Raw genomic sequence first — 12602 nt, 5'->3', positions numbered from 1 at the left:
CTCTCTTATAAGCTGGGTCATCAGTGACTAGGAACGCTTGGTTTCTTTTTTAATCTGCTTATTTAATTGAGAAATAGAGTCAGAAATTTCTTTTACCTGTTCCTGAATAGAGGCCACCTCGGGTTCAACTTCCTGCTTGTACCGTTTGTAGGTTTTTTTCATTTCTTTAGTCAGCACATCGAAAGCCTGGAAACCTTCTGTAGCAGCATACTGCCAGTCCTCCATGGCTGATTTATTTGTTGAGGATTTCAAGCCGGGGCGATTCCATTCCGAATGCTTAATGGAATGGCGTACGGCAGGACCAGAAGCAGGGGCAGTAAAAAGTATAATTAAACTGCTCGCTAGTGATCCTGTGAATATACCGGCAAAAAGAGATTTCAAATCCATCCGCCTCATTCCTTCCTTGAAATACATTTTTAATATATTATTCTTTAATAGTAGTATAGGTGAATTTAGGGAAAAAATAAAGAATTTCAAACAATTTCGGGTGCCTGGAACGAGGAGACTCCTGTAAATTTTTATTTTATAAAAATAATCAGCGGGTAATTCCGCTGATTAAAAACCTACTGATGATTTTTTTGAAACGTAAGCATAAAGTCCTGAAGAGCCTGGCAGCTCTCTTTGGAAACAGCATTATAAATGGAGGCCCGGCATCCGCCAACGGATCGGTGACCATTTAATCCGACAAAGCCGGCCTGTTTAGCTTCAGCTAAAAATTGTTTATTTAATTCTTCATTAGGAAGGTTAAAGGTGACGTTCATGGAGGAGCGGCTGTCTGTTTCAGCATGGCCCCGGTAAAAGCCATTGCTGCCGTCAATAGTGTCATATAGGAGAGCTGCTTTTTCCTTGTTGCGCTGCTGCATGCCAAGGACGCCTCCACGTTCTTCGACCCATCCGAGTACTTCATTCAGCAGGTACACAGCGAATGTCGGAGGGGTGTGGAAAAGCGAATTCTTTTCCGCATGGGTATCGTAGCGCAGCATAGTCGGGGTATGTCCGGGAGCCTGGCTGACCCAGTCCTTTTTGACAATGACGACGGTAACGCCGGACGGGCCCAGATTTTTTTGTGCCCCGGCGTAGATCGCTCCAAACGAGGAGACCGGTACCGGCCGGCTTAAAATGTCGCTCGACATATCGGCGACTACCGGGGAAAGCCAGTTATAATCAAGCTCCTGCCACTGCGTGCCGAAAATGGTGTTGTTTGTGGTGATGTGTACATATTTATCGCGGCTGTCGAGCTGAAGGGCGTCAACATCAGGAATATGGGTGAAGTTTTGCTCTTTTGCCGAAGCCCCGACCCGGGTCTGGCCGATCATCTGCGCTTCTTTTAGTGCTTTTTCCGACCAGGATCCTGTTAAAATATAGTTAGCCGTTTCCCCGGATTGGAGTACGTTCATCGGAAGCATCGAAAACTGCAGGCTGGCTCCGCCCTGCAGAAATAATACTTCGTAATCCTCCGGAATATCGAGCAGGCTCCGGAGCCTCTCCTGCGCCTGATTATGCACTTGTTCATAATCAGCGCTCCGGTGGCTGAGCTCCATAACGCTCATGCCAGTATTGTTGAAATTAAGCATTTCCTTCTGGGCTTTTTCCAAAACCTCGTCCGGCAGGGCAGCCGGACCTGCATTAAAATTATATGCGCGTGACATATGATCTCTCCTTTTAGCCATCCATATTTATTTTTCTATAAACGATCGGCAATCCCTTTAGCCATATCGGCTAAATCAGCGCTAGTATACTGTTCGTTGTTGTCGGTGAATGTAAAAGAAAATCCATCGTTTTCTGTATAACGGGGGATGAAATGAAGGTGATAATGAAAAACGGACTGCGAGGCCACGCTGTTATTGTTATTTAGAAGATTCATACCGGCTGGCTGAAAGGCTTCTTTTATAGCGTTCGCAATCTCGGGAGCTTTTTTAAATAGAGCCGCCGCTGTTTCGGGATGGAGTTCATAAATATTTTCCTGATGATCCTTTGGAATTAAAAGGGTGTGGCCTTTTGTTGTCTGTCCCAGGTCCATAAAGGCCAAAAGTTCGTCATCCTCATAGACGACAGAAGCAGGAATTTCCCCGGATGCTATTTTGCAGAAAATGCAGTCATCATTGTTGGCCATAGTGTTGATCTCCTTTCTAAACGTAAGTATATCTACTACCCTATTATACGTAGTTACAGTTTAGAGTTAAATGGAAATGTAAGAAGAAATAAATTCCTTTCAAAAATATACAAAATGCAATGAAACTGTGTAGAATATAAAAAGATTGTATTTTACTTAGCTGAAGGAGCGTTTGTATGACAGCACTACTTAATATTAATCATATTACCGGCGGATACAATATCCACAAGCCGGTGCTCCATGATCTGGAATTTGATGTGGCCCCCGGGGAAATTGTTGGCTTAATCGGGTTGAACGGCGCCGGGAAAAGTACGACAATTAAGCATGTTCTCGGACTGATGGAGCCGGCGGAAGGCGAAATTTATATTAATAATAAAACCATTCATGAGGATGCAGAGGCATATAGGAAGCAGCTGGCATACATTCCCGAATCACCTATATTGTACGAGGAAATGACACTCTGGGAGCATCTGCGCCTGACAGCCATGGCCTACGGAGTACCCGAAGGAGTCTGGGAGAAGCGAAGTGAAAGCCTGATGGAAACCTATCAGATGAGCCGGAGAAAACACTGGTTTCCCAATCATTTTTCAAAAGGGATGAGACAGAAGGTGATGATCATGTGCGCCTTTTTGGTAGAGCCAAAGCTGTATGTGGTCGATGAACCGTTTGTCGGGCTCGACCCGGTAGCCATTAAATCACTGCTCGACATGATGGTGGAAATGAAGGAGAACGGAGCAGGAATTTTAATGTCCACGCATATTCTGGCGACTGCAGAACGCTATTGTGACCGCTTTGTGCTGCTGCATGAAGGACGTGTCGCTTTGAAAGGAACCATGAGGGAAATCCAGGAGCAGGCGGGAATGCCTGGAGCGAATCTTGATGATTTGTATATCGAAGTGACTAAAGGAGAAATCACATCATGACTGGAAAGTGGTGGAACGAGCGGGCAGGAGCTTTCTGGGGGAAGGCCGGGCGTTACCTGCGGTTAATCGGTAACAGCGGTTTTATGTTTGCGCTGTATATTCTCCTGTTTGCCGGAGCAGTGTTTTATCCGACTTTTCTGGACTGGCTCCCGCATTCTCCGTGGGTGGTGATTGCTCTTTGGCTGATTTTTTCTGTATTAACGCTTCGCGGGCCTGTCCGGCCGTTTGTTCAGTCCGGAGACCTTGTATTTCTGCTCCCGCTTGAAAAACGGATGACCCCATTCTTTAAAAAATCGATTCGTTACTCAGCGGCTCTGCAGGGAGTGGAAGTGCTTGCCGCGTATATTGTTCTCGGCCCGGTTATTCAGGAACGCACCGCCGCCGGTGGACCCGGCTATATCGGAATGCTGCTGCTTTTGCTCGTAATAACCTTTCTAACCACATTTATTAAATGGGAAGAATGGAAATGGCACAACCACACTCATCGTTACATATCTACAGCGATCCGCTGGGTCTGGCCGGCTCTTTTAATGCTTGCTGCCTGGTGGGGAAGCATTTTTCTGGCCGGTGCTGGTCTCCTTGGATTGATTGGGCACTGGCAGCTGGTAAAGAGGCGTTCTGCTTCCATGCTCCTGCGGTGGGAAGTGCTTCTCGAAGCCGAGAACCATCAGCTGGCTAAATTTTACCGTTTTGTTCAGTCATTTGCGGAAGTGCCGCATATTGAAGTGAAAATTAAACGCCGGCGCTGGCTGGCCTCACTTGTGGACAAATTCACCCATAAGCAGGAAAATACGTATTTGTATTTGTACGGCAAAGCTTTTGTGCGTTCGGGAGAATATGCAGGTATGTTTATCCGCCTGCTTGTAGTCTGCGGTCTGGTCATGTACGCCTTTGCCCCGGAATGGATGCGTCTTGGGATTGGAGGCTTGTTTCTTTATATGACCGCAGTACAGCTGCAGGCACTGAAAAGCCACTATGCCACGATTGACTGGCCGGATCTGTATCCTGTGCCCGCCAAGTGGAAAGAACAGGCATTTATTACGTTCACGAGGGCACTTTTGATGGTGCAGGGAGCGGGAATTGTTCTGCTTCACGTCTGGATCGGGCAGTCGCTTGTGGTAACGGCAGCACTTATTTTATTTGTGGCGCTGCTTCTTCTGTATTATCCCCGCTGGGTTACCCGCAGAAAGCAAAAAGAGATGATATAAAAGACGACAGGCCCCCTTTCCGTCAGGAGAAAGGGGGCCTGTGATTATGATGAAGGGCCGGGGTATTCCAAAACGGCTCTTCCAATGACCTGGGCTGCGGTGAGCATCGCCCGTTCATCAATATCAAATTTCGAATGATGGTGTGGATACGTCGTTTCCCAGTCCGGATGGCCTGCTCCTGTGAAGAAATAGGTTCCTTTCACATGCCGGAGATAATGCGCGTAATCCTCTCCAGCCATCGACGGGCTCATATACTCTGTCTTTTGGACTGATTCTGTTTTTTCAGCACATTCAGCAATAAACCGGGCTTCATCACGATGGTTGTCTACCGGGGGATAGCCGCGCAGGTATTCATAGTCGGCTTCGGCTCCGGATGCTTCGCAGGTGCCGTGGACAATTTTTCCAATTTCTTCTTCGAATATGTCCCGCACGTTTTCATTAAAGCAGCGGGTAGTGCCGGTAAGCTTCGCGCTTTCGGCAATTACGTTAAAGGCGTTGACGGCTTCAAACGAGCCGACGGACAGCACTCCGGAATGAAGCGGATCGAGGCGGCGGCTGACAATCTGCTGCAGGCTGGTGACCACCTGGGAGCCAATGACGATGGCATCCTTGGTAAGATGCGGCTGGGCCCCGTGCCCGCCCTTGCCGCGAATCGTAATATGAAAACGGTCTGAAGCCGCCATCATCGGCCCTTCGCAATACTGGACAGTTCCGTAGGGCACCGTCGCCCATAAGTGCGTGCCAAAGATGACGTCCACCCCTTCAAGGCACCCGTCCTGAATCATCTCAATTGCGCCGCCGGGGGCATATTCTTCCGCGTGCTGGTGGATGAAAACCACAGTGCCGCTTAAGCTGTGCCTTTCTTCCTGCAGGGCTTTAGCGAGAACAAGCAGGTACGCAGTATGGCCGTCATGCCCGCAGGCATGCATCACGCCGTCCGTCTTTGAAGCGAAAGGAAGGCCGGTGTTCTCCTGGATGGGCAGGGCATCAAAATCCGCCCGGAGAGCGATAACGGGACCGGGCTTTTCACCACGGAGCACGGCGGTAACACCGCGTCCCCCTACACCGGTACGCACATCATGCCCCAGTTGACGATGATAATCGGCTATGTAGGCAGGCGTCTGTTCTTCCTCAAAGGAAAGCTCAGGGTACTGGTGCAGGTACCTGCGAATCTCCACCATTTCCGGGTAAAGCTCTTCTAATCTGCTGAATAAATTATCCACAGAGGTTCACATCCTTTATTGAAACGTAATGAAAGAGAATGAAAATAGGTATGTCTCCGCTTAGGAGTAGCGTATAATGAATACATAAGCTGTATAGTATTTTCTTATCATACATGATCCTTTCTGGAAAATAAAATAGGGGAATCTGGAACGGACAGACATGCTGCTGCGTATATTTATAAAATCAGTAAAAGAAGGGCGGAAAGAGAGCATGAGCCAAAGAATCGGTTTTCTGGGACTGGGTATTATCATTGCCGGCGTAAGTATCGTATCTTCCCAGCTTGGTTTTGACGCTAGTTTATTCATATGGCCTATCATTGCATTAAGCCTTGCGTGCTTTTTTGTATACCAGCGGAATTACTGGCTCAGCGCTATGTTTGTCGGTTTCGCCCTGTTGCATATATCCAACCGGGCGGATGTGCCTTTTATATTTACAGCAGTAATCACCGTGCTCTTCCTAACGGGAATTATTCTGTTTTATTTCTGGTGGAGCAGCTCCAGGAGAGAGATAGATATTGATAAAGATCTGAATGCGTCTGAGGAAAAAAGCCGGCATGAAAGAAGCACCTCCTATGCACATGAGGTGCGCCGGGCCGGGCAGGAACGGGAACTTCCGGCACAGCACCGCTTTTTGGCAGGCCAGTGCGTCTATATAAAGAAGCCTTTCAGACTCCGTGAGGCCGCTGTCCAATACGGAGCCGGCGAGGTGATTATAGATTTTTCGAAAGCCAAAACAGAAGAAGAGACGCTGCCAGTGCGGATCAGTGGCATGGTCGGGAGCATTAAGCTTTTTGTTCCGGAAAACTGGGATATTAACATTGACGCAAAGACGCTTATTGGAGAAACGAAGGTGCTCGGCTATAAAGAAGAGGGTCTGAGGGCAGCGATGAAGGTAGAGCATAAGGCGAAAGAGCAGACACAGGTGACATTAAATATCCAGGCAGAGCTTGTTATTGGCAGCATTCAGGTTAAGTATGCAAAAAATCCAGCTGTTTCCGTGTAACTTAACGAAATGTCTGCCGACTAAAGCAGAGTGAAATATTTGTGCATAAAGCGAGGGTGGCAGAGCTCATGAATAAACGGAAATGGGGAAAACGGCTGCTGATAGCTGCAGCAGCTTTTCTTCTGATTTTTGGCATATATTTATCCTCCGTTGTAATCGGCGCTGCTGCGATCAGTGAAAAGCAGCTGACGATGAATGAAACAACGACAATAGTTGATGACAGCGGGGAACAATTAGCGGAGCTGTATTCAGAGGACAGAGAAGTTATTGAAGAAGAACAAATACCGGATCACGTAAAAGAGGCATTTATTTCCATTGAAGATATCAGGTTTTATGACCACCGTGGCATTGACCCGAGAGCGATTGCGCGTGCGCTTTACCGTGATATTTTAGCTGGCGGCATCGTGGAGGGCGGAAGTACGATTACTCAGCAGCTGGCAAAAAATGCTTTTCTCTCGAGTGACCAGACCTTCCTGCGTAAAACAAAGGAAGTGCTGATTGCTATGGGACTTGAAAAGAAATTCTCCAAGGATGAAGTAATGGGATATTATTTAAACCAGATATACTTCGGTCACGGGGCTTACGGCATCCAGTCTGCATCCCAGCAGTATTTCGGCAAAGACGCTTCTGATTTGAATGTCGAAGAAGGCGCTATGCTGGCGGCGATGGTAAAAGGACCAAGTAATTATTCGCCGGTGGATGAGCCGGAGGAGGCCAAAGAACGAAGAGATACCGTCATCGCTATCATGGAGCGTGAAGGGTACATATCAGAAGAAGAAAAAGCAACAGCAGCTTCTGCATCTCTTCCTTCCGGGCTCCAGGAACAGCAGACCCATCCGGAATACTATACGTATGTGGATATGCTCATGAAAGAAGCTCAGGAAAAATACAGCATTGAACCGGAAGAAATTTATAAAGGCGGCTACACGATTCAGGTGCCGATGAATGAAGAAATGCAGCAGGCTTCCTACAGCCTGATGCAGGAAGAGGCGTATTATCCGGACGGCTCAGAGGACGCGGAGAGTGCCTTCTTTATGATGAATCATAACACTGGCGGCGTGGTCGCTGTTCAGGGCGGCCGTGATTACGAACGACAGGGCATGAACCGGGCGGAGGTAAAGCGGCAGCCGGGTTCAGCCTTTAAACCACTGGCAGTGTATGGACCGGCCCTTGAATCCGGAGATTATGAGCCTTATTCGACACTCAAGGATGAACAACTGGATTACGACGGCTACTCTCCAAAAAATAATAGCGGGGAGTATCAGGGCGAAGTGACGATGAGTGAAGCACTGGAGCAGTCCATCAATACATCAGCAGTATGGCTTTATGATAAGCTCGAACGCAGCTCGACGAATGACTTTTTAGAGAAAACAGGCATCGAGCCGCAGGGGGACGGACTGGCGACGGCTCTTGGCGGTCTCGAAAACGGGGTCACGCCGGCTCAGTTAACAGAAGCCTATACGACGTTTTCAAACAATGGCACAAAAACTGAGCCGTACTTTATTACAAACATTAAAGATCGTAACGGAAATATTATTGTGGAACATGAAACAAAAGAGCAGGAAGTGATGGATCCGCAGAATGCATGGTACATGACCCGTATGCTCGAAAATGTAGTGGAAAACGGGACAGCATCAGCCGGAAGCACCTCCTACGATTTAGCTGGCAAAACAGGAACCACTTCATTTGAAGCGGTGGAAGGCGGGGCTAGAGACGCCTGGTTCGCCGGCTATACACCGCAGTGGACCGGCACGCTTTGGATGGGATACGACCAGACAACTGAAGACAATTATTTAACCGGCGGCAGTTCCCATGCGGTTGAACTGTTCAAATCCATTTTAAACGAGACTCCAGCTGGAAGCAGCGCGGTAGAATTTGAAAAGCCGGAAGGGGTACGTGATCTGGAAGAGCCTGTGGAGCTTCCGGAAATTGATTCGCTTGAAGGGGATCTTACATTTGCCGGTGACGGTTTCTTAAACGTGGAGCTTACGTGGGAAGCGTCTGAAGACGATCGCGTTAATTACACGATTTACGAAGTGACGGATGGAGAACGTGAAGAGATCGACCAGGTCCGCGGGCAGGGGAGCTACACGATCCAAAATGCAAACCCGTTTAATTTAAGAGAGTATATTGTCGTCCCTTCCTACGAACCGACAAACCAGGAAGGCGAAGAGTCGAACACGGCAGAGGTACAGGCCCGTTCTATCTTCGGATTAGGAGGGTGATTGAGACTTAGAGGCAGCCTTGGCGGGCTGCCTTATTTTGTGCTGAACGTTCATGAATTTTTTATGAATGTTGCCGAAATGCACTATACATGACAGGATCGGACAGGTTATGGTAAAAACAGAAAAGGTGATTGTGCGAGCTTGAGTGGTGAGCAGGCAGAGAGGAAGTGCCCAAAATGAAAGAAACCTTATATAATAATACTTTTTTAGAAGCAGCAGGAGGAAACTACACTGGACACGTGCCGGTATGGTATATGCGGCAGGCAGGGAGGTCTCAGCCTGAATACCGTAAATTAAAAGAGAAGTATTCGCTGGTGGAAATTACTCATGATCCCGAACTGTGTGCTTATGTAACCCGGCTGCCGGTGGAACAGTATCAAAACGATGCGGCTATTTTATATAAAGACATTATGACCCCGCTGCCGTCTATCGGCGTAGATGTAGAAATAAAACCGGGCATTGGTCCGGTCATTGACCGTCCGATTGAAACGGTGGATGATGTAAAACGGCTTGGAACGCTTGAACCGGAAAAGGATATCGACTACGTGCTTGAAACAATTAAGCTACTGCGCCAGCAGCTGAATGTGCCGTTAATCAGCTTTAGCGGGGCGCCGTTTACACTGGCGAGTTATATGATTGAAGGCGGACCGTCAAAAAACTACCACCGGACAAAAAGCTTTATGTATTCGCAGCCGGACGCCTGGTTTGCATTGATGGATACACTGGGTGACATGGTGATTCGGTACGCTGGTGCTCAGATAGAGGCGGGAGCCCAGTCTATTCAAATCTTTGACTCCTGGGTTGGTGCCTTAAACGCCTCCGATTACCGCCAGTATGTGAAGCCTGTGATGACCAGAATATTTGCAGCTTTAGAAGAAAAGAATGTACCGGTGTCCATGTTTGGAGTCGGTGCCGGCCATCTGCTTGAAGACTGGAACGATCTGCCGCTCTCCATTATTGGACTGGACTGGCGGACCTCCATACTTGAAGCCAGAAGCCGGGGCGTCACTAAAACGCTTCAGGGCAACCTGGATCCGAGTTTACTGCTTGCCCCGTGGCCGGAAATAGAGAAAAGAGCTGCCGCTATTATTGATGAAGGCATTCACCATCCCGGATTTATTTTTAATTTGGGGCACGGGGTATTCCCGGATGTGAAGCCTGATACGTTGAAACGCTTAACAGCTTTCGTTCATGAATATTCGAAAGAACAGTTGGAGGGAAGACGATGAAAAAGAAAACCGGCCTTTTGGTGATGGCTTATGGAACTCCGAGAAGCCTCGACGAAGTAGAAAGCTATTACACTCATATCCGGCGCGGAAACAAACCGTCCGAAGAAGCCCTGGAGGATCTTGTCTCCCGCTATAAAGCAATTGGCGGAGTGTCCCCGCTTGCAAAAATTACAGAGGATCAGGCCTACGGTCTGGGTGAAGTGATGAACGAACGCCACCCGGAACGGGAGTTTCACGTGTATATCGGCTTAAAGCATATTGATCCGTTTATCGAGGATGCTGTGGCTGAAATGAAAAGGGATGGCATCGAGGAGGCGTACAGTATTGTCCTGGCGCCGCATTTTTCGACATTCAGCGTAAAGTCATATAATGGACGGGCCCAGGAGGAATCCTCCCGTATCAACGGCCCGGCGATTCACAGTGTAGAAAGCTGGTACGACCAGCCGAAGTTTCTGCACTACTGGGCTGAGCGGGTGCGTACCATGCTTGATGGGCTTGATGAAACGAAAACATGCGTTATCTTTTCTGCTCACAGCCTTCCGGAAAAAATCATCGCCAAAGGAGATCCTTATCCGGAACAGCTGAAAGAAACTGCTCAGTGGATCGCAGAGCGCGCCAATGTTCAGCACTACGATATTGGCTGGCAGAGTGAAGGGAACACCCCGGATCCGTGGCTCGGACCGGATGTGCAGGACTTAACAAAGGATTTGCACCATCAATACGGCTATGAGTCATTCGTTTACTGCCCGGTAGGATTTGTAGCCGATCATCTTGAAGTATTGTTTGATAATGATGTTGAATGTAAAGACGCCTGCGACAGTGTAGGAGCGGCATACTACCGGCCGGAAATGCCAAACAGTCAGCGTGAGTTCCTGGAGGCGCTCGGCGACGCGATTGATGCTTTAGTGGAACAGAAGGTTTCCTCATAATGTAAAAGGGCGCCCTTTCAAAATGATGAAAGGGCGCCTCTTTGTATTGTTATGCTTTTCCTTCCTGCTTTAATCTCCCGGCAAGTACGTAGAGCACAGCCAGCGTGACAAAATGAGAGGAAAAATCGTTTTGGTCCTGCTGCGGGTAGACTTCAACAAAATCCATGCCGCAGACACCGTGTATACCGAATTCATGAATAAGGGTGAGCAGCTGCTCGGGGCGGAGGCCATTTGCATCCGCCGGGCCGCCTGGATTGTAAGCATAATCTAAAATATCGCTGCAGATACTTAAATATACTTCATCGGTCCCCTCAGAAGCAGTTTCATAGACTTCCTTGGCAAATGCTTTTAAATCCGGAGCATTACGAATTTTATCGATAGTAATCGTGACAGCCCCCGCTTCTTTGGCTGACCTGCCATTGACTGCTTTATTGCGCGGGCCGTGAATGCCAAGATGCACGAGGCTCTCATTGCGCACCTGCTCGTATTCATACAGGCGCGCAAATGGGGAACCGCGCCCGAACTCGTCGCCCATCGATTCATCGTTATTATCAAAGTGGGCATCGATATGAATGATGCCGATTTTTTTTCCGGTAGTTTCACCAAGCGCCCGTATGACAGGATATGTGATGCCATGGTCTCCTCCGAGACCGACAGGAAAAGTGCCGGACGCCCATAAAGAAGAAGCGAATGACTGGATGGAGTCCATGGTGGCCGGGACGTCAGCCGGCGTGGTGGAAACGTCGCCGGCATCAGCGAGGCTGTAATGGCTGAGTACATCGATGCCGTCAAGCTCAGGCAGATAGCCGCTGTAGCGCTCGGAGCACTGGCGGATCACCTTCGGCCCCAGCTCGCAGCCTGTATACGCTCCCCAGGTTACCGCTCCCTCCCATGGCACGCCGTAAATAGTGGCCTGGTAGTTTGCTGCTTTCGATAAGTCTTTTGCTACTGAAGAAGCGTGAAGGAAGGTCGGTGTATTTCCGTAAATAAGTGGCCGGTTCATATATCAGCACCCTCTCTGTGTATGATTTTCAATGTATAGGGAGTGAAGAAGTCTACATGCCCGGATACGTTTACCACGTGACATGTGATACAATAAAGTGTACCATATGTGAGTAGTTTTGCGTTCGAAGCAGTGAAACAAACTGTACGACAGCGCGGTGAAGTGGAAAGGCGGTAACCTCTATGAAGGCTGAAGAAAAATTGGACGTATTGAAGCATTCCCGTCATGACTGGATGAATGTCCTGCAGCTTCTGAAAACACACGCTGCGCTTGGTAAAGTGGAGGAGCTACAGAAAGTAATCGAAAAAACGGCCTTTAAAGCATCCCACGAAGCCAAGCTTTCAAACGTACAGGCCCCGGCTTTTGCTGTGGAGTTGATTACGTTTCACTGGCAGGAACACTGGTTTTCCATTGATTTTGAGGTGGAGGATACGTTCAATGCCCAGCCGGACGATCAAAAATGGACTGGTTTTTTTCAGGGCCTGGCTGCATGCATTGATGAGCAGGCCGGACGAACCAGAGAAAACCACCTCGAAATTTCCATCAACCAGAACGAGGGCGGGCTTGCGTGTCTGGAGCTCGATTTTGAAGGTGAATTGAAGAGTCCTGAGAGGCTCGAACAATGGATACGAAAAGAGTCCGTAATGATAGATATGATTGAGTATATAGAAGTAAGCACAGAGCACCTATATTGCGTCATTGTCGATCAAACAGGCGGTCAGTAAGAATACTAATGAGGTGAAAGA

The 12602-nt window shown here is 48.5% G+C and carries 12 protein-coding genes; 7 read left to right on the top strand and 5 right to left on the bottom strand.

Annotated elements, in window-relative coordinates; all coding sequences use genetic code 11:
• Window positions 1-27: 27 nt before the first annotated feature.
• The 3 genes from SIC45_RS10565 to SIC45_RS10555 form a co-directional block, all read right to left on the bottom strand.
• Entirely contained in the window at window positions 28-387 is a 360-nt protein-coding gene (locus SIC45_RS10565; protein WP_319632125.1) for a hypothetical protein, read from the bottom strand.
• A 176-nt stretch (window positions 388-563) separates the two neighbouring features.
• A complete protein-coding gene (gene serC, locus SIC45_RS10560; RefSeq protein ID WP_298788107.1) occupies window positions 564-1649 on the bottom strand; it encodes a 3-phosphoserine/phosphohydroxythreonine transaminase in 1086 nt (361 codons plus the stop codon).
• Between the two features lie 35 nt (window positions 1650-1684).
• Window positions 1685-2113 carry an HIT family protein gene (locus tag SIC45_RS10555; RefSeq protein ID WP_298788105.1) on the bottom strand — a complete coding sequence of 143 codons (429 nt, stop codon included), beginning with the start codon at window positions 2111-2113 and terminating at the stop codon, window positions 1685-1687.
• 176 nt (window positions 2114-2289) lie between these two features.
• Here SIC45_RS10555 and SIC45_RS10550 point away from each other — a divergent pair, with 176 nt between their 5' ends.
• Window positions 2290-3036 (top strand): ABC transporter ATP-binding protein, encoded by a 747-nt coding sequence (locus tag SIC45_RS10550; protein WP_319632124.1) that lies wholly within the window; start codon window positions 2290-2292, stop codon window positions 3034-3036.
• Entirely contained in the window at window positions 3033-4244 is a 1212-nt protein-coding gene (locus SIC45_RS10545; RefSeq protein ID WP_319632123.1) for an ABC transporter permease, read from the top strand. Before SIC45_RS10550 ends, SIC45_RS10545 begins: the two co-directional genes overlap by 4 nt.
• Before the next feature lie 44 nt (window positions 4245-4288).
• Here SIC45_RS10545 and SIC45_RS10540 read toward each other — a convergent pair whose 3' ends face one another.
• A complete protein-coding gene (locus tag SIC45_RS10540; protein ID WP_319632122.1) occupies window positions 4289-5467 on the bottom strand; it encodes a M20 family metallopeptidase in 1179 nt (392 codons plus the stop codon).
• A 211-nt stretch (window positions 5468-5678) separates the two neighbouring features.
• On the opposite strand from SIC45_RS10540, the gene liaF reads away from it, so the two are divergent.
• From liaF to hemH, 4 genes are all read left to right on the top strand, one after another.
• Window positions 5679-6470: a cell wall-active antibiotics response protein LiaF gene (liaF, locus tag SIC45_RS10535; protein ID WP_319632121.1), complete on the top strand. Its 792-nt coding sequence runs from the start codon at window positions 5679-5681 to the stop codon at window positions 6468-6470.
• A gap of 68 nt (window positions 6471-6538) precedes the next feature.
• On the top strand, window positions 6539-8695 hold the full coding sequence (locus SIC45_RS10530) for a PBP1A family penicillin-binding protein (RefSeq protein ID WP_319632120.1): 2157 nt from the start codon (window positions 6539-6541) through the stop codon (window positions 8693-8695).
• Between the two features lie 176 nt (window positions 8696-8871).
• Window positions 8872-9924, top strand: a complete 1053-nt coding sequence (gene hemE, locus SIC45_RS10525) for a uroporphyrinogen decarboxylase (protein WP_319632119.1) — start codon at window positions 8872-8874, stop codon at window positions 9922-9924.
• Window positions 9921-10853, top strand: a complete 933-nt coding sequence (gene hemH, locus SIC45_RS10520) for a ferrochelatase (RefSeq protein WP_319632118.1) — start codon at window positions 9921-9923, stop codon at window positions 10851-10853. Before hemE ends, hemH begins: the two co-directional genes overlap by 4 nt.
• 49 nt (window positions 10854-10902) lie before the next feature.
• On the opposite strand, the gene SIC45_RS10515 is transcribed toward hemH, so the two are convergent.
• Window positions 10903-11856 (bottom strand): agmatinase family protein, encoded by a 954-nt coding sequence (locus tag SIC45_RS10515; protein WP_298788088.1) that lies wholly within the window; start codon window positions 11854-11856, stop codon window positions 10903-10905.
• A gap of 182 nt (window positions 11857-12038) precedes the next feature.
• On the opposite strand from SIC45_RS10515, the gene SIC45_RS10510 reads away from it, so the two are divergent.
• Complete coding sequence (locus SIC45_RS10510; protein ID WP_298788086.1) at window positions 12039-12581, top strand: Spo0B C-terminal domain-containing protein; 543 nt, start codon at window positions 12039-12041, stop codon at window positions 12579-12581.
• The last annotated feature ends 21 nt before the right edge of the window (window positions 12582-12602 follow it).

Origin of the sequence: Marinococcus sp. PL1-022 (genome assembly GCF_033845285.1) — a bacterium.
Classification (GTDB): Bacteria; Bacillota; Bacilli; order Bacillales; family Marinococcaceae; genus Marinococcus.
The sequence above is the reverse complement of the archived record's forward strand: the minus strand, read 5'-3'. Positions and strand labels throughout refer to the sequence as shown.